Annotated in this window: 26 protein-coding genes; 9 read left to right on the forward strand and 17 right to left on the reverse strand. The window is 71.1% G+C overall.

The window, feature by feature from the left end:
• Positions 1–34: 34 nt before the first annotated feature.
• A complete protein-coding gene (locus ACZ7CD_RS17655) occupies positions 35–1,066 on the reverse strand; it encodes a LacI family DNA-binding transcriptional regulator (RefSeq protein WP_360401996.1) in 1,032 nt (343 codons plus the stop codon).
• Positions 1,067–1,300: 234 nt separating this feature from the next.
• On the opposite strand from ACZ7CD_RS17655, the gene ACZ7CD_RS17660 reads away from it, so the two are divergent.
• From ACZ7CD_RS17660 to ACZ7CD_RS17675, 4 genes are read left to right on the forward strand one after another with little or no spacing between them, the layout of a single operon-like run.
• Positions 1,301–2,557 carry an ABC transporter substrate-binding protein gene (locus tag ACZ7CD_RS17660; protein WP_360401999.1) on the forward strand — a complete coding sequence of 419 codons (1,257 nt, stop codon included), beginning with the start codon at positions 1,301–1,303 and terminating at the stop codon, positions 2,555–2,557.
• Positions 2,558–2,568: 11 nt separating this feature from the next.
• Entirely contained in the window at positions 2,569–3,489 is a 921-nt protein-coding gene (locus ACZ7CD_RS17665; RefSeq protein ID WP_360402002.1) for a carbohydrate ABC transporter permease, read from the forward strand.
• A gap of 4 nt (positions 3,490–3,493) precedes the next feature.
• A complete protein-coding gene (locus tag ACZ7CD_RS17670; RefSeq protein ID WP_360402005.1) occupies positions 3,494–4,381 on the forward strand; it encodes a carbohydrate ABC transporter permease in 888 nt (295 codons plus the stop codon).
• Positions 4,382–4,403: 22 nt separating this feature from the next.
• Entirely contained in the window at positions 4,404–5,750 is a 1,347-nt protein-coding gene (locus ACZ7CD_RS17675) for a GH1 family beta-glucosidase (protein ID WP_470379251.1), read from the forward strand.
• Between the two features lie 223 nt (positions 5,751–5,973).
• Here the strand turns inward: ACZ7CD_RS17675 and ACZ7CD_RS17680 are convergent, their stop codons facing one another.
• Both ACZ7CD_RS17680 and ACZ7CD_RS17685 read right to left on the reverse strand, forming a co-directional pair.
• Positions 5,974–6,939, reverse strand: a complete 966-nt coding sequence (locus ACZ7CD_RS17680; RefSeq protein WP_470379252.1) for an SDR family NAD(P)-dependent oxidoreductase — start codon at positions 6,937–6,939, stop codon at positions 5,974–5,976.
• 59 nt (positions 6,940–6,998) lie between these two features.
• Positions 6,999–7,199 (reverse strand): hypothetical protein, encoded by a 201-nt coding sequence (locus ACZ7CD_RS17685; RefSeq protein WP_360402014.1) that lies wholly within the window; start codon positions 7,197–7,199, stop codon positions 6,999–7,001.
• Positions 7,200–7,258: 59 nt separating this feature from the next.
• Here ACZ7CD_RS17685 and ACZ7CD_RS17690 point away from each other — a divergent pair, with 59 nt between their 5' ends.
• Together ACZ7CD_RS17690 and ACZ7CD_RS17695 are read left to right on the forward strand one after the other, a co-directional pair.
• On the forward strand, positions 7,259–7,666 hold the full coding sequence (locus tag ACZ7CD_RS17690; RefSeq protein WP_470379253.1) for a hypothetical protein: 408 nt from the start codon (positions 7,259–7,261) through the stop codon (positions 7,664–7,666).
• Between the two features lie 175 nt (positions 7,667–7,841).
• Entirely contained in the window at positions 7,842–9,098 is a 1,257-nt protein-coding gene (locus tag ACZ7CD_RS17695) for an extracellular catalytic domain type 1 short-chain-length polyhydroxyalkanoate depolymerase (RefSeq protein WP_470379254.1), read from the forward strand.
• Positions 9,099–9,184: 86 nt separating this feature from the next.
• Here ACZ7CD_RS17695 and ACZ7CD_RS17700 read toward each other — a convergent pair whose 3' ends face one another.
• The 4 genes from ACZ7CD_RS17700 to ACZ7CD_RS17715 all read right to left on the reverse strand — a co-directional run bounded on the left by ACZ7CD_RS17700 (position 9,185) and on the right by ACZ7CD_RS17715 (position 12,629).
• Positions 9,185–9,841, reverse strand: coding sequence for a lytic polysaccharide monooxygenase auxiliary activity family 9 protein (locus ACZ7CD_RS17700; protein WP_360402023.1), 657 nt, complete (start codon positions 9,839–9,841; stop codon positions 9,185–9,187).
• A 174-nt stretch (positions 9,842–10,015) separates the two neighbouring features.
• Entirely contained in the window at positions 10,016–10,663 is a 648-nt protein-coding gene (locus tag ACZ7CD_RS17705; protein ID WP_470379255.1) for a response regulator, read from the reverse strand.
• On the reverse strand, positions 10,660–11,805 hold the full coding sequence (locus ACZ7CD_RS17710) for a sensor histidine kinase (RefSeq protein ID WP_470379256.1): 1,146 nt from the start codon (positions 11,803–11,805) through the stop codon (positions 10,660–10,662). The genes ACZ7CD_RS17705 and ACZ7CD_RS17710 overlap by 4 nt, the downstream gene beginning before the upstream one ends.
• Positions 11,802–12,629 carry a lysostaphin resistance A-like protein gene (locus tag ACZ7CD_RS17715; RefSeq protein ID WP_470379257.1) on the reverse strand — a complete coding sequence of 276 codons (828 nt, stop codon included), beginning with the start codon at positions 12,627–12,629 and terminating at the stop codon, positions 11,802–11,804. Before ACZ7CD_RS17715 ends, ACZ7CD_RS17710 begins: the two co-directional genes overlap by 4 nt.
• 299 nt (positions 12,630–12,928) lie before the next feature.
• On the opposite strand from ACZ7CD_RS17715, the gene ACZ7CD_RS17720 reads away from it, so the two are divergent.
• Entirely contained in the window at positions 12,929–13,660 is a 732-nt protein-coding gene (locus ACZ7CD_RS17720) for a D-Ala-D-Ala carboxypeptidase family metallohydrolase (RefSeq protein ID WP_360402035.1), read from the forward strand.
• A 312-nt stretch (positions 13,661–13,972) separates the two neighbouring features.
• On the opposite strand, the gene ACZ7CD_RS17725 is transcribed toward ACZ7CD_RS17720, so the two are convergent.
• Complete coding sequence (locus ACZ7CD_RS17725; RefSeq protein ID WP_470379258.1) at positions 13,973–14,899, reverse strand: alpha/beta fold hydrolase; 927 nt, start codon at positions 14,897–14,899, stop codon at positions 13,973–13,975.
• A gap of 180 nt (positions 14,900–15,079) precedes the next feature.
• On the opposite strand from ACZ7CD_RS17725, the gene ACZ7CD_RS17730 reads away from it, so the two are divergent.
• Both ACZ7CD_RS17730 and ACZ7CD_RS17735 read left to right on the forward strand, forming a co-directional pair.
• On the forward strand, positions 15,080–16,288 hold the full coding sequence (locus tag ACZ7CD_RS17730; RefSeq protein ID WP_470373219.1) for a PP2C family protein-serine/threonine phosphatase: 1,209 nt from the start codon (positions 15,080–15,082) through the stop codon (positions 16,286–16,288).
• 153 nt (positions 16,289–16,441) lie between these two features.
• A complete protein-coding gene (locus ACZ7CD_RS17735) occupies positions 16,442–16,858 on the forward strand; it encodes an ATP-binding protein (protein ID WP_360402044.1) in 417 nt (138 codons plus the stop codon).
• A gap of 4 nt (positions 16,859–16,862) precedes the next feature.
• On the opposite strand, the gene ACZ7CD_RS17740 is transcribed toward ACZ7CD_RS17735, so the two are convergent.
• From ACZ7CD_RS17740 to ACZ7CD_RS17780, 9 genes are all read right to left on the reverse strand, one after another.
• A complete protein-coding gene (locus tag ACZ7CD_RS17740; RefSeq protein WP_360402047.1) occupies positions 16,863–17,219 on the reverse strand; it encodes an STAS domain-containing protein in 357 nt (118 codons plus the stop codon).
• Positions 17,216–18,634 (reverse strand): PP2C family protein-serine/threonine phosphatase, encoded by a 1,419-nt coding sequence (locus tag ACZ7CD_RS17745; protein ID WP_360402056.1) that lies wholly within the window; start codon positions 18,632–18,634, stop codon positions 17,216–17,218. The genes ACZ7CD_RS17740 and ACZ7CD_RS17745 overlap by 4 nt, the downstream gene beginning before the upstream one ends.
• Positions 18,634–19,437 carry an alpha/beta fold hydrolase gene (locus ACZ7CD_RS17750; protein WP_360402050.1) on the reverse strand — a complete coding sequence of 268 codons (804 nt, stop codon included), beginning with the start codon at positions 19,435–19,437 and terminating at the stop codon, positions 18,634–18,636. The genes ACZ7CD_RS17745 and ACZ7CD_RS17750 overlap by 1 nt, the downstream gene beginning before the upstream one ends.
• A 197-nt stretch (positions 19,438–19,634) precedes the next feature.
• Complete coding sequence (locus ACZ7CD_RS17755; protein WP_470373217.1) at positions 19,635–20,123, reverse strand: DUF6346 domain-containing protein; 489 nt, start codon at positions 20,121–20,123, stop codon at positions 19,635–19,637.
• Positions 20,120–20,308 (reverse strand): hypothetical protein, encoded by a 189-nt coding sequence (locus ACZ7CD_RS17760; RefSeq protein ID WP_470379259.1) that lies wholly within the window; start codon positions 20,306–20,308, stop codon positions 20,120–20,122. The genes ACZ7CD_RS17755 and ACZ7CD_RS17760 overlap by 4 nt, the downstream gene beginning before the upstream one ends.
• Positions 20,309–20,543: 235 nt before the next feature.
• Positions 20,544–21,860: a glycosyltransferase 87 family protein gene (locus tag ACZ7CD_RS17765; protein WP_470379260.1), complete on the reverse strand. Its 1,317-nt coding sequence runs from the start codon at positions 21,858–21,860 to the stop codon at positions 20,544–20,546.
• On the reverse strand, positions 21,844–23,190 hold the full coding sequence (locus ACZ7CD_RS17770) for a glycosyltransferase family 4 protein (protein WP_470368723.1): 1,347 nt from the start codon (positions 23,188–23,190) through the stop codon (positions 21,844–21,846). Before ACZ7CD_RS17770 ends, ACZ7CD_RS17765 begins: the two co-directional genes overlap by 17 nt.
• The gene (locus ACZ7CD_RS17775) at positions 23,187–23,945 is read right to left on the reverse strand and encodes a glycosyltransferase (protein ID WP_360402099.1); all 759 of its coding nucleotides are present in this window, start codon (positions 23,943–23,945) and stop codon (positions 23,187–23,189) included. Before ACZ7CD_RS17775 ends, ACZ7CD_RS17770 begins: the two co-directional genes overlap by 4 nt.
• A complete protein-coding gene (locus tag ACZ7CD_RS17780; protein ID WP_360402102.1) occupies positions 23,942–24,652 on the reverse strand; it encodes a transglutaminase-like domain-containing protein in 711 nt (236 codons plus the stop codon). The genes ACZ7CD_RS17775 and ACZ7CD_RS17780 overlap by 4 nt, the downstream gene beginning before the upstream one ends.
• Positions 24,653–24,654: the final 2 nt, after the last annotated feature.

The following is a 24,654-nucleotide window of genomic DNA, read 5'->3' on the forward strand; positions in this document are numbered from 1 at the left end:
GGTGCCCGCCGCGGGAGCCGCGGCGGGCACGACCTCAGGAACCGCAGGACTCCCTGACCACCAGGCGGGTCGGCAGCACCACGGGGTCCTCCCGGCCGGAGCCGGTGATCATCGCGAGGATCGCCTTGGCCGCCGCGACGCCGAACCCCGGCTTGTCCTGGGCGACCGTCGTCAGCGCCGGTTCGACCAGCGCGGCGACCTCGATGTCGTCGAACCCGACGATCGCCAGGTCGTGCGGCACCCGCAGACCGGCGGCGCGGGCGGCGAGCAGTGCGCCGACCGCCATCTCGTCACTGGCCGCGAACACCGCCGTCGGCGGGTCGTCGAGCGCCAGAAGTCGTTGCATCGCAACCGTTCCGCTGGTGCGGTAGAAGTCGCCGGCGACCACGTACTCGTCGCGCGCCGGCAGACCGGCGTCCTGCAACGCCGTGCGGTAGCCCGCGACCCGGTCCCGCGAGGGCTGGTTGCCGGGCGGACCGGTGATCGTGGCGATCCGGGTGTGGCCGAGCCCGGCGAGGTGACCGGTCGCCATCCGCGCGCCACCCGCGTTGTCCGACGTCACGTAGGTCGCCCTGGGACCGTCGACGGCCACGTCCAGCGCCACGCACGGAACACCCGACTGCGCGAAGGCGGCGAACGCCTCGGCGTCGGACCCGCTGTCGATCAGGACCAGCCCGCCGAGGTGGTGGCGGCGGGTCATGTTCACGTAGCCCACCGGGTCCGCGAGCGACGCGCCGACCTCGCGGGCGTCACCGCTGGTCGCGAGCATCAGCAGGTGGTAGCCGTGCGCGCTGAGCGCCGACTTCAGCCCGATCAGCAGGTCCTGCAGGTACGGGTGCCGCCAGCCGGGCCTGCGGTGGTCGGTGTCCCAGACCAGCCCGATCATCGTGGACTGCTTCGTCGACAACGCCCGCGCGGACTCGTTGGGCTGGTACCCGAGCTCCTTCGCGACCCGCAGCACGCGTTCACGCGTGTCCTCGTTGACCGTTCCCGGCTGGTTGAAGACGCGCGACACCGTCGCCACGGACACACCGCAGAGCTGGGCGATCTCACGCCCGGTCGGCATCGTCGGCCTCCGTTTCACCGTAAGCGGTTACATCACCGTACGAGCAGCACTTCTCCTAGTCAAACGGGTGCGGGAGTTGATCTGTTTATCATCTCGTTACTTGACGTACACCGCGTAACCCCGTTGTCATAGGCGCCACACCTCTTCGGCCGGCAGTTCCGCTCAATCGTCGGCCCATCCGCACCGGAACCACTTTTCTCTTCAGCGCGCCCAAAATTCGACGGAGGCCTGTACATGCGCCCCAAAGCACTCGCCCTCGGCTGTGCCGTGCTGGCGACCGCCGTGGTGCTCAGCGGTTGCGGCAGCAGCACCGCGGGCGGTGGCAAGACCAAGCTGTCCATCGGGTTGTTCGGCAACTTCGGTTACGCCGAGCTGCTCAAGGAGTACGCGGCAGCGCACCCGGACGTGGAGATCACCGACCGGACGGCGTCCTACTCCGACCACCACAAGAACCTCGCCGCGCACCTCGCCACCAGCAGTGGCACCGCGGACATCGAGGCCGTGGACACGGGTTACATCAACCAGTTCAAGGCCACGCCGGACAAGTTCGTCGACCTCAACACCAAGGGCGGTGACCAGCTGAAGGACCGCTGGCTGCCGTGGAAGTGGGAGGGCTCGCTGTCCAAGGACGGCAAGCAGATCGGCTACGGCACCGACGTCGGCGGCCTCGCGATCTGCTACCGCCGCGACCTGCTGCAGAACGCCGGGCTTCCCGCCGACCGCGACCAGGTCGCCGCGCTGTGGCCGACCTGGCAGGACTTCATGGCCGCGGGCAAGAGGTTCCAGGAGAAGGCGCCTGAGGGCGTGAAGTGGTTCGACGGCGGGCCGACCGTGCTCAACGCGATCGTCGGCCAGGCGTCGGTGGGCTACTACGACAAGTCCGACAAGATCGTCGTGGGTGAGAACAAAGAAATCAAGGACGCCTGGGACCTCGTCGTCGACGGCGTGAACTCGGGTCTGTCCTCGAAGCTGCTCTTCTCCACCCCCGTCTGGAACACCGGGTTCAAGCAGGGCCAGTTCGCGACCGTGACCTGCCCCGCGTGGCAGATGGCCAAGATCAAGGACCAGGCCGGTCCCGAGGCCGCGGGCAAGTGGGACGTCACGTCCGTTCCCGGCGGTGGCGGCAACTGGGGCGGCTCGTACCTCACGGTGCCGAAGTCGGGCAAGAACGTCGACAAGGCCGTCGAGCTGGCCGCGTGGCTGACCGCGCCCGAGCAGCAGGCGAAGGTGTTCAAGAGCGCCGGGCTGCTGCCGTCGATCCCGAAGCTCTACGACGACCCGTCGATCGTCGACTTCAAGAACCCGTACTTCAACGACGCGCCGATCGGCAAGCTCTTCACCGACGCCGCGAAGAAGCTGAACCCGCAGTACCAGGGCCCGAAGGCCGGTGACATCCAGACTGCCATCGGCAACGCGATGCAACGCGTCGAGCAGGGCAAGCAGAACGGCGAGGAGTCCTGGCGCCAGTTCGTCGGCGACGTCCAGAAGTGACGGGCTGACCCATGACCTCGATGGACCGGACGGCCAGAAGGCACCGGTGGGACACGAAGTTCGCGCCCTACGGGTACGTGGCGCCGTACTTCCTGATCTTCGGTGTCTTCGGGCTGTTCCCCCTGCTCTACACCGTCTGGGTGTCGATGCAGCACCGCAACCTGCTCGACGAGGGCGGCGCGTACGTCGTCTGGTTCGACAACTACGGCAAGCTGCTCGCCGACCCGTACTTCTGGAACTCCATGGGCAACACGCTCAGCCTGTGGCTGCTCACGACCGTGCCGCAGATCCTGTTCGCGTTGTTCATCGCCCAGCTGCTCAACCGCAAGGTCCGCACCCGCACGCTGTTCCGGATGGGCGTGATCCTGCCGAACATCACCTCGGTGGCGGCGGTGACGATCATCTTCGCGCAGCTGTTCGGCCGGGACTTCGGCCTGGTCAACTGGGTGCTGGGGCTGCTGGGCGCCGGTCAGGTCGACTGGCAGGCGGGCACCGCCACCTCGCACATCGCGATCGCGGTGATGGTGGTGTGGCGGTGGACCGGCTACCACGCGCTGATCTTCCTGGCGTCGATGCAGGCGATCCCGTCGTCGCTGTACGAGGCGGCCACGCTGGACGGCGCGAGCGGCCGGCAGCAGTTCTGGCGGATCACGGTGCCGCTGCTGCGGCCGCAGATCATCTTCTCGACGATCATCGCGACCACCGGCAACATGCGCCTGCTCGCCGAGCCGCTGCTGTTCAACCCCGGTGCGGCGGCCGCGACCGGCGGCTCGGACCGGCAGTTCCAGACCGCGGCGCTGTACCTGTACGAGCAGGGTTTCACGAACTACGACTTCGGCTACAGCTCGGCGATCGCGGTCGTGCTGGCCATCGCCACGATCATCGTCGCCGGGATCGGTTACCTGGTGACCAAGCGGATCCGGACGGAGTGACCCCATGACCGCTGTGCTGGAGCGTCCCGCACCGGCGCGCCCCACCGGGCCGTCGGCGCGGGCCCGCCGGCTGGCCCGGCGCGTGGCCGGTCCCTGGACCTACGCCGCGCTGATCGCCGTGCTCGCCGGATCGGCCTTCCCCGTGTACTGGTCGTTCGTGGTGTCCTCGCAGACACCGGACGCGATCGACAGCGTGCCCCCGGTCCTGGTGCCCGGCGGCCACCTCTTCGAGAACATCGCCCGCGTCTTCGACACCACCGACTTCGCGCTGGCGCTGATGAACTCGATCATCGTCGCCGGCACGGTCACGGTGTCGGTGGTGCTGTTCTCCACGCTGGCCGGGTTCGCGTTCGCCAAGCTGAAGTTCCGCGGCCGCAACGTGCTGCTGCTGCTCATCATCGCCACCCAGGCGATCCCGACCGAGCTCGGCATCATCCCGCTGTACATGATGATGGCCGAGTTCGGCTGGGCGGGCGAGATCCACGCGGTGATCGTGCCGGGCCTGGTGACCGCGTTCGGCGTGTTCTTCATGCGCCAGTACTTCGAGCGCGCGATCCCGAACGAGCTGCTGGAGGCCGGCCGGATGGACGGCTGCCACTCGCTGCGGCTGTTCTGGCACGTCGCGCTGCCCGCGGCCCGCCCGGCGGCGGCGGTGCTGGGGCTGTTCACGTTCATGCAGGCGTGGAACGACTTCTTCTGGCCGCTGGTGGTGCTGGTGCCGGAGAACCCGACGGTGCAGACCGCGCTGTCCACCTTGGCCAGTGGCTACACCACGGACTACACGCTCGTGCTGACCGCCGCCACGATCGGCACGGTCCCCGTGCTGGCCGTGTTCCTGTTGTTCGGCCGCCAGATCGTCGGCGGCATCATGTCGGGCGCCGTCAAGGGCTGACCCCTCGCAGAGGAGACAAGCAGTGAACTTTCCGGCCGGCTTCCGCTGGGGCGTGGCGACCTCGGCCTACCAGATCGAGGGAGCGGCGGCCCTCGACGGCCGCGGTCCGTCCATCTGGGACACCTTCGCCGCGGTACCCGGTGCCGTCGCGAACGGTGACACCGGTGACGTGGCCGCCGACCACTACCACCGGTGGGCAGAGGACGTCCGCCTGCTCGTCGACCTCGGCGTCGACGCGTACCGCTTCTCGGTGTCGTGGTCGCGAATCCTGCCCGAGGGCCGCGGCCGCGTCGAGCAGCGCGGCCTCGACTTCTACCGCAGGCTCGTGGACACGTTGCGGGACAACGGCATCGAGCCGTTCGTCACGCTCTACCACTGGGACCTGCCGCAGGCGCTGGAGGACCGCGGCGGCTGGCGGGTCCGCGACACGGCCCTGCGGTTCGCCGACTACTCGGCGATCGTGCACGACGCGCTCGCGGACGTCGTCAGCAAGTGGACCACGCTGAACGAGCCGTACTGCTCGTCGGTCGTGGGCTACGCGGAGGGCCGGCACGCACCCGGTGCCCGCGAGGGCCACGGCGCCCTCGCCGCCGCCCACCACCTGCTGGTGGGGCACGGTCTGGCGGTGGAGGCCATGCGCACCAACGGCGTGCCCGGCCAGGAGTTCGGCATCGTCCTCAACCAGTCGCCGACCGTGCCGGTGAGCGACTCGCCCGCCGACGTGGCCGCGGCCACCCGGCAGGACGTGCTGCTGCGCCGCCAGTTCACCGACCCGCTCTTCGGCGGCACCTACCCCGAGGAGATGACGGCGATGTACGGCGAGCTCACGGACTTCTCGTTCCGCCACGACGGCGACCTGGCGGTCATCGGGCAGCCGCTGGACTACGTGGGCCTGAACTACTACTACCGGCTGCACGTCGCCGACGCACCGCACCGCGAGCCCGACCCGGCCAAGCGCACCGCGCACGACATCGGCGTCGACACGACCCGGCTGCCGGACGTGCCGCGCACCGGCATGGGCTGGCCGGTCGAACCGGTCGGGATCACGACCGCGCTGAGCGACCTCAGCGCCCGGCACCCGCAGCTGCCGCCGATCTACGTGACGGAGAACGGCTGCGTCTACCCGGACACCGAGGACCTCCAGGACACCGACCGGATCGCGTTCCTGGAGGGCCACATCGCCGCGGCACTGGCCGCCGGCGTGGACCTGCGCGGCTACTTCTGCTGGTCGCTGCTCGACAACTTCGAGTGGGCGCACGGCTACAAGCACCGGTTCGGCCTGGTCCACGTCGACTACGCGACCCAGCAGCGGACCCCGCGCGCCAGCTTCCACTGGTACCGCGACTTCGTCGCACGGGCGCGGGGCTGAGAGCGCCCGGCGGCACACCCCGGCTTCCGGGCTGCGATCACGCGGTACTTCGACGAGGTCGTGGACCGGCTCGCACGCGAGGGGGCCGACGCGCGCAGGTCGTGCTGGAACTGTCGCCGACGCACCCGAGGCGCGGTCAGGTCGTGACCGCGCCGGGGTCCGGTGCCGCGCCGGCGCGACGACCTCGGCGGGAGCAACGGCCCGGCCGGGGTCCGGTGAGCCGTCACGGCACGAGGCCGGCGGCGTTCGTGCAGTAGGCCCAGAACGCGGCGATGTCGGCACGCCGTTCGGCCGTGGTCGGCAGGTAGTGCGTGGTCCGCTCGCGCCGGTCGTGCCAGAACCGGCCGGTGCGCGGGACCGGGCTGGTCGCGGCCAGCCACACGACGGTGTCCGCGCCCTCCTCCGCGGTGCGCAGCAACGGCCGGGTCAGCCGGTGGAAACCGGGCAGCGAGCTCGCGACCCCCGGTGTGTCGGCCCAGCCGGGGTGCATGCCGTGCACGCCGATGCCGTCGGCCCGGTACCGCTCGGCCAGCACGGGGACGAGCGCCACCTGCATCCGCTTGGTCCGGGCGTACGCGGTGGCGCCGCGGTACTCGCCGTCGCGGTACTCGGGGTCACCCGCGCGCAGCCGCTGGGTGTACATGCCGCCGGAGGACACGAACACGACCCGCGCGTCCGGTGAGGACACCAGCAGCGAGCGGAGCAGCTCGGTCAGCAGCAACGGCCCGAGGACGTGCGTGGCGAGCGTCAGCTCGTGGCCGTCGACGCTGGTGGCGCGCTTCGCCGGCATGGTCCCGGCGTTGTGCACCAGCACGTCCACGCGGTCGAACTCGCCCAGCAGGTCGCTCGCGAACCGGCGCACCGAGGCCAGGCTCGACACGTCGCACAGCCGCACGAAGACCACGGCGCCGGGAACGGCGGCGATGATCTCGTCCCGCGCGGCCCTGCCCTTGACCTCGTCGCGCACCACGAGCACGACCGCGGCGCCGAGGCGGGCGAGCCCGAGCGCGGTGGCCTTGCCCAGTCCCGTCCCCGCACCGGTCACGACGGCGAGCCCGCCGCGCAGCGCACCGGGTTCGGGGTCGGTCGCGGGCCAGCCGGCGCGGCGCAGCCGGTAACCCCACCGCGAGTAGCCGGGGACCACGAGCCGGTCCATCGCGCTGTCGAGCACGCCGGGCAGTCCGCTCACCGGTTCCTCCTCCGCTGCCGTCCCGTGGTGGTTCGGTGCGCGGGGCCCGTCCGGTTCGGTCAGCCGTGGCGCAACGGCTTGCGCGCGGGCTCGGCGAGCACCCGCGACGCCATCCAGGCCAGGCCGTCGACCGTGGCCGCCGGGCCGCCGGTGGGCTGCACGGCGTGGCTGAGCACGGTCCGGGTGAGCACGTCGATGACGACCCCGGCCTGCTCGCCGGTCAGCGCGGGGCGGTAGGCCTCGACCCGTTCCGCGAGCACCGCTGACCGCCTGTCACGTCCGGGGCCGCTCCGGCGATCTTGTGGAGGAAGGAGGCGTCGTGGCGAAGAAGTCGATCACGGCCCGGACGGTGTCCGGGCTCGTGCTGGCCGGTGCGGTCCTGGGCCTGGTGCTGCTCGTCCAGTCCGCGACCGAGCAGCGGTCGTGGGCCGGCTCGGAGGGCACCGTCCAGGAACGGCTGAAGTCGGGCAAGAGCGTCTCGGTCAAGGTCGAGTACCCGTTGCCCGACGGCACGAGGCAGGTCGCGACGCTGTCGGAGAACGGCCCGGCCCGCAACCCCGGCGACCGCGTGACGGTCCGTTACGACCTGCGCGACGGCCGGGTCGTCAGCGCCGCGCTGGCCGACAACGACCAGGCGCACTGGGTGGTGGGCGGCATGCTCGGGGTCGTGGTCCTCGGGGCGCTGTTCGCGAACCTGGTCGTGTGGGTGCCGCGCCAGCACGCGTGATCCGGGGGCACGACTCCTGGAGCGGTCCGACCCCTTGAGCACCACATCGTCCACATCGGACTTGTTCGTCGAACGACGTACCGCATTCGTTGGTCACAATCTTGACGACCGTCACCGATCTGAATACCTTCGGGAACCTCCTGGGAGATCCCGAATCTCTGACCGGAGGTCGACGATGACCACACGTGCCACCACGTTCACAGCGCTCGTCAGCGCCCTGATCGCCACAGCCGCGCTCCTGCTCGCGTCCCCGGCGTCCGCCGCGTCACTGGTGGAGGTGACCGGTTTCGGCGCCAACCCCGGCGGGATGCGCATGCACGTCTACGTGCCGGACAACCGGCCGGCCAAACCGGCGATCGTCGTCGCGATGCACGGCTGTGGCGGCTCGGGTCCCGGTTTCTACTCCGGCAGCGAGTTCGCCTCGCTCGCCGACCGGTACGGCTACGTCGTGATCTACCCGAGCGCGCAGCAGGAAGCCGGGTTCGGCAAGTGCTTCGACACCTGGTCGGACGCGGCGAAGCGGCGCGGCGGCGGCAGCGACCCGGTGTCGATCGTGTCGATGGTGACCTACGTCCAGCAGCGCTACGGCGGGGACCCGAACCGGGTGTTCGCGACCGGTTCGTCGTCGGGCGGCATGATGACCAACCACATGCTCGCGGTGTACCCGGACGTCTTCAAGGCGGGCGCGGCGTTCATGGGCGTCCCGTTCAACTGCTTCGCCAACGCCGCGGACTACCCGCCCGGCGGCAAGTGCACCAACGGCACCATGAACCGCACGCCGCAGCAGTGGGGTGACGCCGTCCGCCAGGCCTACCCCGGCTACACCGGCCCGCGGCCGAAGATGCAGCTGTGGCACGGAACCGCCGACAACCTCGTGCCGTACTCGTTGCTGCAGGAGGAGGTCGACCAGTGGACCAACGTGTTCGGCCTGAGCCAGACGCCGACGTCCACCGACACGCCGCGACCGGGCTGGAACCGCAGCAGGTTCTCGGACAAGGTCGAGGCGTACAGCATCCAGGACGCGGGACACAGCCTGCCGTCGGCCGGCATGGCCGCGGTCGCGCTGGAGTTCTTCGGCATCACCGGTGGCAGCGACCCGAACCCGCCGGTGCCGGGACCGTGTGCCGTCAAGGCGAGCGTCACCGCCTGGAACAACGGCCTGACCGAGCGGATCACCATCACCAACACCGGGACCACCGCGGTCAACGGCTGGTCGCTCGCCTTCACGCTGCCCGGTGGTCAGAACATCGCCGGCGGCTGGAACGCCGGCTACTCGCCGACGAGCGGCCAGGTCACGGCGCGCAACGTGAGCCACAACGCCGTGATCGCACCGAACGGGTCCGTCGAGATCGGATTCCAGGCCACCCACAGCGGTGACGCCGCCGCGGCGTCCTCGTTCTCCCTCAACGGTTCCAGCTGCTCGAACGGCTGAGCGGCGCGGTGGCGGAGGAAGGCCCGGATGCGGCCCCGGCGTGCACCGCGCGCCGGGCCGGGCCCCTCCACTCCCGCTGCTGCGGACTAGCCGAAGTTCACGTCACTGCACCACATGTAGGCCTGGTCGAGGTGGGACGCCTGCCAGATGGTGAAGACGACGTGGTGACCCCGGTAGCCGGAGGTCGAGACGTTGAACTTGATGTCCTTCGCCGGGGCGAACCGGCCGGTCTGCGTGATGAAGTCGAGGTTGCCCCAACCCAGGCTCTGCGTGGTCGGGTCGAACCCGTTCTTGCTCACGTAGACGCGGAAGTAGTCGGCGCCGTGGCTCGCCTGGTCGTACAGGTGCATCGTGAAGTTGCTGCTCACGTTGGTGGTCCGCCAGCGGCCGGGCACGTTCAGCGAGTTGTTGCGTGCCAACCCGTTGCTGCACAGCTGCCCGTTCGGGGTGGCGCCCTGGAAGTTGCCTCCGAGCCCGTCCCGCAGCGCGCTCATCCAGTTCCACATGGTGTCGGCGTTGGCCTGGAAGGCCTGCCAGCACATGGGGTCCTGCTGCTGCATCGCGGGGTTGGTGTGCTGGCTGCCCCACGCCTGCCAGCACTGGTAGGCGCGAGTGGCCGGACTGATGATGGTTCCGTGCGCCTGAGCCGACGGGGCCCACAGGAACGTGCTGATCAGCACGCCGATGAGCACGATGGCGCCCCGCCGTCGGGTGACGGAACCGGAGGTGCTGCGCGTACGCATGTATGAGCCTCCATTAACCGGTGGTCGATCAACAGCGGCGGCGGATTGGGAGCGCTCCCAGAGCATTTACCGTACCGATGACTCTGCGAAATCACAAGGAAACACTACGTGATGATCAGTGATTAGCGGACTCGGTGCAGGTCATGGCGGTGGAAAAGTCACCCGGGAAAGGCGCTACGCCACCAGGCCGTGCCGGAACGCGTAGACCACGGCCTGCACCCGGTCGCGGAGGTCGAGCTTGGTGAGGATGCGCGACACGTACGTCTTGACCGTCTCGTGGCTGATCACCAGCGCGCCGGCGATCTCGCTGTTCGACAGGCCGTCCGCGATCAGCCGCAGCACCTCGAGCTCGCGCGCGGTCAGCGGGACCTCCCGGGGCCCGCCGACCGGCCGGATCCGTTCGGCGTAGCGGCCGACGAGCTGGCGGGTCACCTCGGGCGCGAGCAGCGCCGCACCGGCCGCGACCGTGCGGATGCCGTGCAGCAGCTGCGCCGGCGGGGCGTCCTTGAGCAGGAACCCGCTGGCGCCGGCCCGCAGCGCCTCGTAGACGTACTCGTCGAGGTTGAACGTCGTCACCACCAGCACCCTGGCCGGGCCGGCCACGCCGGCGCCCGCGAGCAGCCGGGTCGCCTCGATGCCGTCGAGCACGGGCATCCGGACGTCCATCACGACCACGTCCGGGTTCAGCCGCGCGGTCAGGTCGACCGCGGCCCGCCCGTCCCCGCACTCGCCGACCACCTCGAGGTCGGGCTGCGCGTCGATGATCGTCGCGAACCCGGTGCGGATCAACGCCTGGTCGTCGCAGACCAGCACGCGCGTCACGGGCGGACCACCACCGGAATCCGTGCGGTCACCACGAAACCGCCGTCCCTGCGGCCCGCGCTGAACTCGCCGCCGAGCACGCCGACCCGGTCCCGCAGCCCGGCGAGCCCCCGCCCGCTGCCACCCGGTGCCGCGGCGGCCGGCCCCGCGCCGTCCGTTCCGACCTCCACCACGACCTCGCTCTCACCGTGCCGCACGTGCACCGTCGTCCGGTTGCCGTGCGCGTGCTTCAGGGCGTTGGTCAACGCCTCCTGCACCACCCGGTACGCCACCACCTTCGCGCTGCCCGCCACCGGTGCGCCCTCCTCGACGAACTCCACCGGCTGCCCGGCCTGCCGGGTCTGCTCGACGAGCGCGCCCAGGTCGCCCACCGACGGCGCCCGCACGTCCCCGCCGTGGTCCGGGTTCAGCAGCTCCAGCAGCTGCCGCAGGTCCGCGATCGACCGGCGGCCGGTGTCCGTGATCGCGGTCAGCGCCTGCTCCAGCCGTTCGGGGGCGGCGGTCAGGTACCGCGCCGCCTCCGCCTGCACCACCATCGCCGTCACGTGGTGGGTCACCACGTCGTGCAGCTCGCGTGCGATCCGCGTGCGTTCCGCGACCCGCGTCTCGGCCGCGACGTGCCGCCGCCGTTCCTCCTCCGCGTCCTGCGCCAGCCGCAGCCACGCCCCGATCCCCCACGCCAGGGCGAGCGCCAGGTAGAACGTGACGAATCCGGCGACGCCCTCCTGCGACCCGTCCCGGTCGAGCGCGACCGCCAGCGGCACGTACGCCACCGACACCAGAACCGCTGTGGTGCGCCGGAACCGGCGCAGGTGCAGCCCGGTGCTCAGCAGCGCGATCGGCAGCGCCGTGCCGGCGACGGCGTGGTAGCCGAGGAGCTGGTCGGCGGCGAATCCCACGCACACCAGCGCGAGGCAGATGACCGGCCACCGCCTGCGCACGACCAGCGGCAGGCACTCCACCGCGATCACGACCAGCGCCAGCGCGTCCATCGGCCGGGTCGGCAGGTCACCCAGGTGCGTGCCGCGGTTGTGCAGCGCGGGCACGAAGGAGGCGAGCACCAGCGCCAGTGCCAGCGGGGCGTCCCTGACCGTGACGTCCCAGCGGCGCCACAGGTCCGGGACCCGGCGGAGGCTGATCACGCGGCGAGCGTAGTCGCGGTGACCGCGCGCCGGCGACGGGCCACGAGGTTCCCGCGCCGCTTCGCGAGCCACAGGAACACGACGGTCACCACGACCCCGCCCAGCACCGAGTACGCACTCGCCTCCGGCCCGAAGTCACCGCCGCTGAGCAGGTACGGCCCGGACGTGACGCCGTCCAGCAGCCCCTTCGGCGCGTCCGTGCCGGAGACGCTGGTGCTGAAGATGCCGCCCTGCGCGTAGTTCCAGCCGAAGTGCACCCCGATCGGCACCCACAGGGTGCGCGTGGCGGCGTAGACCGCGGCCAGCATGAACCCGGCCTCCACGGCGATGGCCACCGCACCCCACACGGTGGCGTGCTCGTTGAACAGGTGCGCCGCCCCGAACACCACCCCGGTCAGCACCAGCGAGAGCCACGTCCCGAGCCGCTGCTCGACAATGCGGAACAGCACCCCGCGGAACAGCAGCTCCTCCACGACCACCGCGACCGCCGTGAACCCCAGCAGCGCCACCGCACCCGACGCGGACCCGAACCCGCGCACCTCGTACCCGCCGAGCAGGGCGATGTTCAGGATGACCGCCCCGAACATCCCGAGCCCGATCGCCACTCCCCTGCACAGCGCCCCCGCCGACCCGGCGAGCGCGACCTCGTCCGCCACCCGGTGTTCGGTCCGCCGCACCACCAGCGCGTACACCCACAGCGCCACCCCGGCCGCCACCAGCCCGAACACCAGCGTCAACGGCGCGTTCCACCCCGCCAGCCCGACCACCGCGCTCCCGGCGAAAGCGACCAGCGCCACCGCCCCGAACTGCACCAACAGTCGCATGTCCCGTCCCTCACCAGCCGTCCGCGGCCGTCGTGCCGCGGCTACCGGGAACGCTAGGGACCCGAGCCCCGCAAATCGTCACCACGCAGTGGACATCCGCGGGTAGCTCGCACGGGGGACAGCCCTCCACAGTGGAGCCTTTGCGCGGTCCCGGCACAGCGCCCCCACCCGTCGGCACGCGCTGCCGCCCGTCCGGCGGTTCCTCCTGACCCAACTAAGAGTTCACTTCGTTGGTCGTTGACAAACCGGACAGGCCCTCGACAGGCTGCACTCCCTGTGATCGAAAGGTAGCGCTTGCCATGAAACTCCGTTTGGTCTTACCGCTGCTCGCACTGCTCCTCGGCGCCGTCACCCCCGCCGTCGCGGCCGCGGCCCCCGTGGAGGCGGCCGACGCCTGCTACACCTGGAACCGCACCCTGTCGCAGGGCGCGTCGGGCGAGGACGTCCGCCAGCTGCAGATCAGGGTCGCCGGCTACCCCGGCTACGGCGCCGTGCTCGGCATCGACGGCCAGTTCGGTCCCGCCACCAAGGCCGCCGTCACCCGCTTCCAGCAGGCCTACGGCCTCGGCGCCGACGGCATCGCCGGCGCGGCCACCTTCTCGAAGATCTACGCCCTGCAGGACAACGACTGCACGCCGGTCAACTTCACCTACGACGAGCTCAACAACTGCAACTCCACCTGGGCCGGCGGCAACGTCTCCGCGGCCACCGCCAAGGCCAACGCCCTGGTCTCCATGTGGAAGCTGCAGGCCATGCGCCACGCCATGGGCGACCGCCCCATCGACGTGAACGGCGGCTTCCGCAGCGTCTCCTGCAACAACGCCGTCGGCGGCGCCTCGGGCAGCCGCCACCTCTACGGCGACGCCGTGGACCTCGGCGCCGGCCCGCAGGGCTTCTGCGCCCTCGCCAAGCAGGCCCGCAACCACGGCTTCAACGAGATCCTCGGCCCCGGCTACACCGGCCACAACGACCACGTGCACGTCGCGCACAAGTCGAGCCGCTTCTGGTCCGCACCGAGCTGCGGCATCTGATCCTCCCGGTCGCGTGGTGGTCAGCGAGCTGATCACCACGCGACCGGCCGTCATCACCACCGCCTTCACGCGCCGTGGTGCCCGACGGCAGTCCTGATCATGCACCACAAAGTGAGAGCGGTGGTCACGGACAGCGATACCCCCTGATCCAGTACGTGTGATTTGCTCACGACGAGTACCTTTCTCACCAACCGCGGCGCCGCATCCGCACCGTCGCGCCCACCAGCCTGGTGGTGACCACGATCGACGAGGTGCGGCACCGCGCCGAGCTGTGACCGGACACCGACCCGCACGCGCGGAAACGGTCCCCCGTCACACCGCGTCGAGACGGCACAGGAAGCGGCGGATCACCGGGACGGCCTGCTCGAAATGCGTCTCGAGCAGCCAATGGCCGCCGTCCGTGAGCACCAGCTCCGCCTCCGGGATGTCGCGCAGGTAGGCGCGTGCGGATTCCTCGGGCATGTAGCCGTCCTTCGGCCCCCAGACGATGAGCGTCCGCGGCTGGTGTTCGCGCAAATAGGCCTGATAACGCGGAAACCATTCAAGGTTGTCCTTCAAGCCCTCCATCAGCTTCCGCATGATGTCCCGCCGCTGCGGCGTGTTCATCAACGGCCAGTGGAGCTTCCACAGTTCCGGTGGTATCCGCGCGGCCTGGTCAGCAGGAACCTCGCCGACGAACTCGTCGCGGAAACCCTCTTCGCACACCGCTTCTTCGAGCGCCGCGCGGTTGCTGTCCGACGGATCGCGCCAGTACTCCCGGAGTTGCTCGTACTTGGGTCCGAGCGTGTCCTCGTAGATGTCGCCGTTCTGGATGATGACGCCGGTCACGCGGTCAGGACGCCGGATGGCCAGCCGCAGGCCGATCTGCGAACCGTAGTCGTGCAGGTACAGGGCATACCGGTCAAGGCCCAGCTCATCACAGAAGGCTTCGAGGAAGCCCGCGTAAGCGTCGAAGTCGAAGCCGAAGGAATCAGCCGGTGGCGTGTCGCTCAGGCCGAAGCCGGGGTAGTCCGGGGCCACCAGGCGCCACCGGTCCGCCAGTGCCGGCATGAGCCGCCGGTACTGGTAAGACGAACACGGATAGCCGTGCGGGAGCAACAGCACAGGCGCGTCACTCGGGCCTGCTTCGCGGTAGAAGACCTGCATTCCCCCGACGTCGACGAAGCGGTGAGCTGTCGCGTTCGCGTCGGCGGTCAGCGGAGAAGCGCCTTGCGCTGGCGTGGAACTGCGCTGGGTCATGCAGCCATGCTGCCCAACGAACCGGACGACCGCAGCTCAAGCGGTCACCGTGAACCCGGCGGTGACGCCCGCGGGCCGTGCTCGTGGACCGTTCGGCTGGTCACAGGCGCGGCCGGCCGTGAAAAGGCGGTGACCGCACGACATAATGTCGCGCAGGCACCCGCCTCGATGGGAGGCACGATGGCAGAGGTCGGAGTTCCGCTGATCCGGCTGCGGGCGCTCAACGCGGTCACGGACCCGCCTCTCAAGCAGCTCGACCTCGGCAAGCTCATGGAGGTCCTGCTGGAGCGCACCCGTGAGCTGCTCGCCGTCGACACCGTCACCGTCCTGCTGGTGGACCGCAGCGGCACGCAGCTGGTCGCCAGGGCCACGTCCGGCTTCGAGGAGGAAGTGTTCCAGGGGGTGCGCGTGCCGGTCGGCAAGGGTTTCGCCGGCACCGTGGCGCAGCGCCGGGAACCTGTTCAGCTCCACCGCGTCGACGAGTCGACGGTGGTCAACCCGCTGCTGTGGGAGCACGGGCTGCGGGCGCTGCTGGGCGTGCCGATGATCGCCGAGGGCGAGCTGACCGGGGTCGTGCACGTCGGCAGCACCACGCCCCGCCGGTTCACCGGCGAGGAGGTCGAGGCGCTGCAGCTGGTGGCCGACCGGCTCGCCGTCGGGGTCTACGTGGACCGGACCCGCTCCGAACGCGCCGCGGCCGCGATGCTGCAGGAGAGCCTGCTGCCGTCGAGGCTGCCGAGCACCGAGGGCTGGGAGCTGGCGGCCCGCTACGTCCCCGGCACGGACAGCGGTGTCAGCGGCGACTGGTACGACGTGTTCGAGCTGCCCGGCGCGCGCATCGGCGTGGTGATCGGCGACGTCGCCGGCAACGGGCTGCGGGCCGCCGTCGTGATGGGGCGGCTCAGGAGCGCGTTGCGCGCCTATGCGATGGACTACCCCGACCCCGCGGACGTGCTCGGCAAGCTCGACCGCAAAGCCAGCCACTTCGAGACCGGCACCATGGCCACCGTCGCCTACGCCGTCATCGACACGGCGACCGACCACATGCGCATCGCCGTGGCCGGCCACCTGCCTCCGCTCCTCGCGACGCCCGGTCACGAGACCTGCTTCCTGCCCGCCCACATCGGCCCGCCCATCGGGTTCGACCTCGGGAGCACAGGCCGGCGCAGCATCGACGTCGAGGTGCCGCCGGGAGCCTTGATGATCTTCTACACCGACGGTCTCGTCGAACGCCGGGGTGAGGACCTCGACGATGGCCTGGAGCGGCTGTGCCGCGTCATCTCCGCGGTCGACCCGGAAGCGGCGTGCGCACAGGCCATGGCCACGATGGTCGGCGACCAGCCGGCGACCGACGACATCGCGGTGGTGGCGGTGCGCCACGGCACCTGAGCCGGCCGGGCGTGCACCGAGGCGTGCGGTGTCGCAGCCGTCGCCGGGTGTCGCGCCCCGGTCTCCCGGCGACCTGACAGCGGTGATTTTGACGTGCCCCGATCGGGTACACCGGAGGGACGCCCGTGCACACCGCACCTCCCGGGAGAACCCATGACAGGCGCTTCCGACGGGCATCCAGAGCTGATCTTGGACGTGGACCTGCCGGGAGTCGCGACACCGCCGCTGGGCGAGCTGCGGCGCTCGTTGCGGAAGGCACTGTCGCACCTGGAAACCGACTGCGTGGAGGACGCCGAGCTGCTCGTCACGGAGCTGGTCAGCAACGCCTACGACCACGGTCGGCCGCCGATCGGCTTGCGCGTGTGCCAGCTGCCGGACTCCACACTGCACATCGACGTCGAGGACGGCGACCGGACGACCCTCCCCCGGCTTGGCTCCTCCCGGCTGGGCGAGGACCGGGGCCGCGGCTTGCTCCTGGTGACGCAGCTGTCCCGCGGGTGGGGATGCGTCGTGACCACGACGAGCAAGGTCGTGTGGGCGGAGCTGAGCTGCCGCGCGGCGCAGAACTGAGGCGTCAGCTCGGTTCCGGCTCAGACCTGCCGAAGTCGTCGGCGTGCCGGACGGGGATGAGGGTGTCGGTTGCCGTCATGCGCAGCAGGCGGCTGAGGCGGTCCGGAACGGCGGCCAGCGCCAGGCTGCCGCCACTGGCGTTCGCCTGTGCCCACAGCGCGATGACGACGCTCAGGCCCGACGAGTCGCAGAAGTCGACTTCCGACATGTCGAGCAGCAGGTGCGGAGTTCCCTCAGCGAGCAGGGACAGACCTCGCTCGCGGAGGCGGGGTGCGGTGAGCGGGTCGAGCTCGCCGCTGACGGCGATCAGGGCGTGGCCGGCACCGGCGTGCCGCACTTCAAGGCGGAAAGCTCTGGTCATGGACGGTCGGTGCTCCCGATCGGCACATGGTTCGGCTCGGACGCGGTGACCGACACGGCGGCGGTGGACGACCCGGCGGTCGCCGCGCCGGCACCGGGGGCACCGAGGGCGAGCAGAGCGACGTCGTCATCGGTGCCGTTGGGCAGTCCGGCGAGGAAGGCGACGGTGTCGGCCACGACAGCAGCCGCGGTGCAGGGGCCGGTGCGCGCCGCCAGCATCGCGGCGACACCCTCGGTGTCGAGCAACTGGTCGTCGGCGTCCCGGGCCTCGGTCAGGCCGTCGGTGTAGAGCAGCAGGGCCTGACCCGGTTCGAGGTCGACGGTGGTCGTGACGAAACGCGCACCGGACAGCGCGCCGACCAGCATCGCTCCCGGCAGCTCGACCGGCCGCACCCCCCTGTCGCCACCGCCGTCGTCACCTGCCGAGAGGTGGAACGCCGGAGGATGCCCGCCGCCTGCCAGCCGCACGGTCACGCCACCGTCGTGGGCCGGGCGGAGGGTGCCGTACAGGACGGTGCAGAACCGGATGCCCACGCTCGGGTCGTGCAGCAGGGCCGTGTTGAGGGCGCTGAGCACCGCGACGGGGTCGTCGGGGTCGTGGTGCGCGGCGGCCCGCAGGGTGTAGCGGCTCAGTGAGGTCAGCGCCGCGGCCTCGACACCCTTGCCGCACACGTCGCCCAGGAAGAAACCCCACGTGTCGTCCGTCAGCGGGAAGACGTCGTAGAAGTCTCCGCCGAGCTGGTCGGGAGAAGCGGTGTGGTAGTGCCCGGCCAGCTCCACGCCGGGCACCGCCGGCAGTGACGGCGGCAGCAGGGTCTGCTGCAGCACCGCCAGCGTCGCGGCCAGTCGTTCCCGGTCGGCCTCGGCCTGCAGCCGGGCCTGCTCGGCCGCGGCGTAGGCCCGTTCGGCTTCCTGCCGGCGACGCAGGAGCTCCTCTTCGTAGGCCCGGCGGTCGGAGGCGTCGAACACCGTGGTGCGGATCAGCAGCGGCTCTCCCCCGTCACCGCGCTTGAGCGTCGACGAGACCAGCACCGGCAACCGCCTGCCACCGGACGCCTTCATCTCCAGGGCGATGCCCCGCAGCTCGCCCTGCATGCGCAGCAACGGCGCGAAGTGCGTCTCGTGGTACAGCTTGCCGCCGACGGTGAGCAGGTCGGCGAACCGCTTCCGGCCGACCACGTCCTCACGGGTCAGGCCCAGCCAGTCCAGCAACGTGGCGTTGATCTTCGCGATGGTGCCGTCCATCATCGTGGACAGGTAGCCGCAGGGCGCCGCGTCGTACAGGTCCTCCGCGCTGTCCTCCAGCAGAGCGGTGAACGCCGCGTCCGTGCTGCCGGTCTGACCCGGGTCCACACCGCTCCCGGTGTGGGCGGGCTCCGGCGCGTCCTCGGCGGACGCGCCGTCCGCGCGGCACATCACGGGCGGGTCCCGAGGAAGTCCAGGATCGCCTCTGCGGTGGCCTCGGGCGCGCTCAGCTGCGGGCAGTGCCCGGTGGCGTCGAGGGTGACCAGGCGCGAGGACGGGATGGCGGCGTGGACGAACGCACCGACCTCACGGGGCGCGATGACGTCCTCAGCGCACTCCAGCACCAGCGTGGGCACCGCGACACCGGCCAGGTCGGCACGGCTGTCGGTCAGGAACGTGGTGCGGGCGAACACCCTGGCGATGTCGGGGTCGGTGGCGCAGAAGCTGTTGGTGAGCTCCTGCCCGAGCTCCGGCCGCTCCGGGTTGCCCATGATCACCGGCGCCATCGCCGAGGACCAGCCCAGGTAGTTCGACTCCAGCGAGACCAGCAGCTCGTCGATGTCCTCGGCGGTGAACCCACCGCGGTAGCCGGCGTCGTCGATGTAGCAGGGCGAGGGCGCCACCATCACCAGCGACCCGATCCGCCGCGGCGCCATCCGCGCGGCCAGCACCCCGACCATGGCGCTGACCGAATGCCCCACCAGCACCGCCTGCTCGATCTCGAGCTCGTCGCAGACGTCCACGACGTCCTGGGCGTACCCCTCCAGGCTCGAATACCGCTCGGTGCTCCACGCCGACAGGTCCGAGCCGCCCGACCCCACGTAGTCGAACAACACCACCCGGTACCGCTGCGACAGCGCGGGGACGATCAGCCGCCACATGTTCTGGTCGCAGCCGAAGCCGTGCGCCAGCACCACGGTCGGGCCGCCGGTCGCGCCGGTGACCGTGACGTTGTTCCGGTGACGGATGTCCATCGCTTCTCCCTCGGGCCTGTTCAAGCTGATCAGGGTAAGGCTTGGCGGCATCCGCACCTCCACCGACCGTGCCGCCGCACCTCGGCGACCGTCCGTGCGGGCCGGTGGTGGGAGCGGTTCCAGCACCGGCCGGGTCTGGCCGGTCACCCCGGCAGCTGCTCAGTCACGTCGGGTCCTGATTGACCCGACGTGACTGCTCACGGCTGAGGCGGCTCGTACCTGATCGGCATGCGGCGCTTGCGCCGAGGAGCATCGGGCCACACGTGACGTGCGATCCAGACGTTCAAGAACAGGAACGCGATCGCGAAGCCGAAGGTGCACAGCCAGCCCAGGAAGACCTGGCCCTCCGACCGCACGTCCGGCTGCAAAGGCCTGCCGTGCCGCACGGTGTGGACGGCGTACTGCTCGCCGATGTCCTCGGGCGTGAGCCACCCCGTCACGGTTGACGTGTACGTCTCCCCACTGGACCTGACCCGGACGTCGGCCCGGCACTCGTAGTAGAAGCCGAACCCCCGCAACGCCACCGGGCCGCGGCGTTCGCAGGACTTCGCCGTGGCCACCAGATCGGCTTTCGCCAGATCGCCTGGTTCCACCTGGTTCCAGAAGTGGTTGAAGATCGTGGCACCGAGCAGGTAGCCCAGCAGCGGAACGACCAGGGCGACGAGAACGCGCCGAAGGGCGTTCACCCGCCCCGCTCCTCTTCCTCCTGGTCTGCTTTCAGCTCGCGCCAGTCCTTCCAGCCCCGGTTGTCGACGATCTTCGCGCCTTCCTTGCGGAACTCCTCGGCCATGGCGGGGCCGATGTCCTTCGGCAGACCCGTGACGCCGTCGATGACGACCTTCTTCGCGCCGGCTCCCGCGTCCGTCAGCATGGCGACGGCGACACCCTGGCTGAGCAGCTGTTCAGGTCGATCATGCTTCCCCCGGGGTCACCTCTTGCTCAACGCGAGCAGAGGGTAACGAACCACGCCGGGGCGCGCAGCTGGATCGAAAGAGGGTCCTCGCAGTATCTGACCTGCGAGAACCCTCTTGATCGTCACGACGGCAAAATCACCCTGCGAACCGTCGCGCCTCCTGGCCGCAACGGCCCCGGCCACCGGCGCGAGATCAGGACGACCGCACCTCCGGTTCGCTGACCGGGCCGGCCCCAACACCGACCGGTGCCGGCCGGCCCGCGCGGCGTTCCCCGGACCCGCTGCCCAACCGGACCTGCGAGGCAGCGCGGAACTCCCGGCCGACCCACAGGGGCCCGAGCAGGAGCAGCAGCAGGGCCGCGACCGGCATCATCGAGGAGGCCAGCTGCTGGCCCGCGGTCATGTCCATCGGCTTCGCCGGGAACTCCGGCACGCCCACCCACCAGAACACCCGCAGCGTGAACACCGCCACGAGCAGCACGGCCACGGCGGACAGGCCGGCCGAGCGCCGTTGCCAGGCCCGCACCACCAGCCACACCAGCAGGGGGACCACGTACACCCAGTGGTGCTCCCAGCTCACCGGCGACACCAGCAGCCCGGTGAGCGCCGCGGCGCAGAAGCCCAGGAAGTCGGAGCCCCGGTGGTGGACGTACCTGGCCACCGCGAGTCCCAGCACACCGACCAGGGCCAGCACGACGATCCACCAGCCGGCGAACACCTCGCTGAGCGACACCCTGGCCATGGCCGCGGCCAGGGACTGGTTGGGGGTGCTGAACACGGCGCCCGCCCGCGACGACTGGAACACCAGGCCGCCCCAGTACTCCAGGGAGTCGGCCGGTGCCACCGCGAAGCCCGCCGCGACCGTGCCCGCGAACGCCAGCACCGCCGTCCGCGCCGCCTTCCACTGGCCGGTGACCAGCAGGTAGGCGATGAAGATCAGCGGCGTCACCTTCAGCCCGGCCGCCACGCCGATGCCCACGCCGCGCCACCGGCCCGCGTCGCGGCGGAAGTCCAGCAGCACCAGCAGCACCAGGAACGCGTTGATCTGGCCGAAGATCAGGTGGATGCGGGTCGGCAGCAGGCAGAACACCAGGGCGAGGCCGACGACGGTCAGCACCAGGCGCGTCCTGGGGGCGCGGACGTCGGCGACGCCGAGGGTGATCCACACGATCGCGCCCAGCGCGATCAACGTCGCGGTGTTCCACAGCAGCCCGGCGGTGCCGAACGACAGGAAGGTCAAGGGGACGAAGAACAGCACGGCGGTCAGCGGCGGGTACAGGTACGGCATCGGCCCGTACAGGGGTGACATGATCACCACGTCGTACAGGGACTGGCCGTCGCGCACCGCCTGCCCGCTGGCGATGTAGACCCACAGGTCGGCCATGTAGCGCACACCCCAGTGCGCGTCACGGGTGTAGAGGACCTGGGCGGTCAACGCCAGGGCGAACGCTGTGATGGCAACCGCGGACCAGGTGAGCACCCTGGTCCTGGTGTCAGCGCGAGTGGACACGGTCGTCGACCTTCCTCGTGGGTTCGGTGGCCGGGGGCGGAGCATCTGGGCGGGGGCCGAGCATCAGGTCGTCGTGGGTGGCCAGCCGCACGCGCGCTCCCTCGATCCCGAGGCGGTCCAGGACGCCGACCGCGTCGAACTCGTCGCAGCCGTTGAGCAGGAGGCTGACCGACCCACCGGCCTCGACGACCTCGTCGGTCACGCGCAGCGCGCCCGCGGGCACGCGGGCACCCGCCGGCAGCCGCACCACGGTGGCGATGTCGAACCGGGCACGGCGGCGTGGACCGTCGCGGCGGGTCGCGCGCACCTCGTGCTCCACCGCGGCGGCCAGCAGCCCGGCGGTGCGGTCCCACCGGAAGCCGCCGGCCCAGTCGCGGCAGCGCCGGGCGAGCTCCTGCGCGTGCCGCGGGTCCGCCTGCGGGGCGAGGTGACGTGCGACGGCGGGGGCGAGGTCGTCCGGCGAGCCGACGACCTCGCCGACCCGCACGAAGTCACGGGCGCCGACGGCGTCGAGCGCCACGCACGGCACGCCGTGGGCGGCGGCCTGCAGAACCGCCTGCGCGGGCAGTTCGCCGGCCGCCGCGGAGACGAACAGCCACGCCCGGCGCAGCGCCGCCACCCGCTCGTCGGCGGACACCCGGCCGCGGAACTCGACCGCGTGCGCGACGTCGAAGTCGTGCGCGATGCGCACCAACCTGGGCAGTTCCGGCCCGTCGCCGAGGACCTCCACCCGCAGCCGCGGGTGCTGCGCCAGCACGAGCGGAAGACCCCGCAGCAGCGCGTCCAGGTGACGTTCGGGCGCGGGCGCCACCACCACGGGGTGGTCGGCGCGCTCACCGCTGCCGGTCGCGGGCGCGGCACCGGGCGGTGCGACGAGCACGGGGCCGCGCAGACCCACGCGGCACCGCAGTTCGTGGCGCGCCGACGGGGACAGCACGACCGTTGTGCGACGGTCGCCGGCCCACCGCGCCAGGCGCACCGGCACCGGCAGCCGCTTGCGCCCACCGCGGTGCGACCCCGGCTCCAGCCGCACGACGGGGATGCGCCCGCGCCCGGCCAGCCATGCCGTGGCCACCGCGCCGTCGGTCGCGTCCACCACCGCGTCGAAGCGGTGTGCGTGCCGCAGCACCCACACCACCAGCGAGGCCGGCCGCGCGAAGCGCCGGACCGCCACCCCCGTGACGGCCTCGTGGGCGGGCGTGCCGGTCACCGCCAGCGTGACCCGCGTTCCGCCGGCGGCCCAGCGCCGCACGACCTCGCGCACGTACCGCTCGCCCTCCGCCGCCGGGTCGTAGCCGGACACCACGAGCACCTGTCGCCGGGTGCTCATAGCGCCGCCTTCGCCCGGTACAGGCGCACCAGGTCCGCGAACGCCGCACGGCCGTCGTGCAGGGGGCGGAAGGTGGACCGCTGGTCGTCGGTCCAGGCCACGGGCACCTCGGCGATGCGCCCCCCGGCCAGCCGGATGCGCCGCAGCAGCTCCACGTCGAACGCGAACCCGTCGACCTGGCACCCCGCCAGCGCCCGCTGCACGGCCACCCGTTCGAAGAGCTTGAACCCGCACTGGGTGTCGTGCACCTCGGGTACCAGGCGGCGGGCCAGCGCGCGGAACACCGCGCCGCCGACCCTGCGGCTCAACGGCTGCGGGATCACCAGCTCGGCACCGGGAGCGTGCCTCGACCCGATCGCCGCCGCCGCGCCCGCTTCCAGCTCCGCCACCGCGCGGGTCAGCGTCCGCACCGGGGTGGACAGGTCCGCGTCGAGGAAACCGACGAACCGGGACGTGCTGCTCTCCAGGCCGCGGCGCACGGCCGCGCCCTTGCCGGGGCGGGCACAGCCGATGACCACCACGTCGGGATGACCGGCGACGGCGGTGGCGGTGCCGTCGGTGCTGCCGTTGTCCACCACCACGACCCGCGACCGCCACGGCCGGTCCGCCAGGAACTCGGTCAGCACGGCGAGCGTAGCGGGCAACCGGCCTGCCTCGTTGAACGCGGGCACCACCAGCTCCAGGTCCACTGTGGAGCGCAGCCGGGGGTCGTGGGCGGCGCGCTGCCGGGGCAGGACCACCGGGGGCGCTGTCATGACCGGTCCCCTTGAGCGGCCGCGTCGGCGACCAGCGAGCCGCGCGCGGTCGTGTGCCGGGAGGCGAACAGCTTCGGGTGGTTGGCCCGGATGCCGTCGACCACCACGTCGTACGGGAAGTCGTCGAACTCGCCGTGCTCGCGCAGGAACTCCATGTGCCGGCGGCCGTTCTCGTCGTACGGGTGGTACATGCTGTCGGTGCGGCCGTCGAACTCCAGCGGCTTGATCCGGTACAGCTTGCACAGCATCTTGTTGAACACCGGGGTGGCACGCACCCACCTGCCGTCGAGGAAGACGGTGGCGAGGCTGTGGTAGGTGAAGACGTTGCCGCCCATCAGCTCTTCCAGCTGCGGTGACGCGAGGTGGTTGCGCACGTCGCCGTAGTAGAGGCGGCTCGGGATGCCCACGGACCGCACGGCAGCGGCGTACACGATGGACTTGTGGACGCAGAAACCCGTGCCGCGCTGGATGATCGCGCTCGCCTTGAGGCCGTCACGGGTCAGGTCGGCGCCGTAGACCTCGTAGTGGATGCCGTCGCGCACCGCGTAGTAGAGGGCGCAGGCCCGTTCGACGTCGGTCATGCCCTCGCCACCGCCGGGCAGCACCCCGTGCACGAAGTCGCGGACGACGTCGCTGTCGTGGTCGAGGAACTCGGTGACGGCCAGGTTCGGGTGGAGCAGGCCGGTGTTGGCCGCTTGCACAGACATCT

Source organism: Lentzea sp. NPDC036949 (genome assembly GCF_055608075.1).

Coding starts and splice junctions, on each gene's coding strand:
- ACZ7CD_RS17730 (WP_470373219.1), top strand. CDS start 15,080: ATGGCAGAGGTCGGAGTTCCGCTGATCCGGCTGCGGGCGCTCAACGCG.
- ACZ7CD_RS17725 (WP_470379258.1), bottom strand. CDS start 14,899: ATGACCCAGCGCAGTTCCACGCCAGCGCAAGGCGCTTCTCCGCTGACC.
- ACZ7CD_RS17715 (WP_470379257.1), bottom strand. CDS start 12,629: ATGCGACTGTTGGTGCAGTTCGGGGCGGTGGCGCTGGTCGCTTTCGCC.
- ACZ7CD_RS17770 (WP_470368723.1), bottom strand. CDS start 23,190: ATGAGCACCCGGCGACAGGTGCTCGTGGTGTCCGGCTACGACCCGGCG.
- ACZ7CD_RS17700 (WP_360402023.1), bottom strand. CDS start 9,841: ATGCGTACGCGCAGCACCTCCGGTTCCGTCACCCGACGGCGGGGCGCC.
- ACZ7CD_RS17655 (WP_360401996.1), bottom strand. CDS start 1,066: ATGCCGACCGGGCGTGAGATCGCCCAGCTCTGCGGTGTGTCCGTGGCG.
- ACZ7CD_RS17735 (WP_360402044.1), top strand. CDS start 16,442: ATGACAGGCGCTTCCGACGGGCATCCAGAGCTGATCTTGGACGTGGAC.
- ACZ7CD_RS17775 (WP_360402099.1), bottom strand. CDS start 23,945: ATGACAGCGCCCCCGGTGGTCCTGCCCCGGCAGCGCGCCGCCCACGAC.
- ACZ7CD_RS17665 (WP_360402002.1), top strand. CDS start 2,569: ATGACCTCGATGGACCGGACGGCCAGAAGGCACCGGTGGGACACGAAG.
- ACZ7CD_RS17745 (WP_360402056.1), bottom strand. CDS start 18,634: ATGTGCCGCGCGGACGGCGCGTCCGCCGAGGACGCGCCGGAGCCCGCC.
- ACZ7CD_RS17750 (WP_360402050.1), bottom strand. CDS start 19,437: ATGGACATCCGTCACCGGAACAACGTCACGGTCACCGGCGCGACCGGC.
- ACZ7CD_RS17720 (WP_360402035.1), top strand. CDS start 12,929: ATGAAACTCCGTTTGGTCTTACCGCTGCTCGCACTGCTCCTCGGCGCC.
- ACZ7CD_RS17780 (WP_360402102.1), bottom strand. CDS start 24,652: ATGTCTGTGCAAGCGGCCAACACCGGCCTGCTCCACCCGAACCTGGCC.
- ACZ7CD_RS17660 (WP_360401999.1), top strand. CDS start 1,301: ATGCGCCCCAAAGCACTCGCCCTCGGCTGTGCCGTGCTGGCGACCGCC.
- ACZ7CD_RS17760 (WP_470379259.1), bottom strand. CDS start 20,308: ATGCTGACGGACGCGGGAGCCGGCGCGAAGAAGGTCGTCATCGACGGC.
- ACZ7CD_RS17740 (WP_360402047.1), bottom strand. CDS start 17,219: ATGACCAGAGCTTTCCGCCTTGAAGTGCGGCACGCCGGTGCCGGCCAC.
- ACZ7CD_RS17695 (WP_470379254.1), top strand. CDS start 7,842: ATGACCACACGTGCCACCACGTTCACAGCGCTCGTCAGCGCCCTGATC.
- ACZ7CD_RS17670 (WP_360402005.1), top strand. CDS start 3,494: ATGACCGCTGTGCTGGAGCGTCCCGCACCGGCGCGCCCCACCGGGCCG.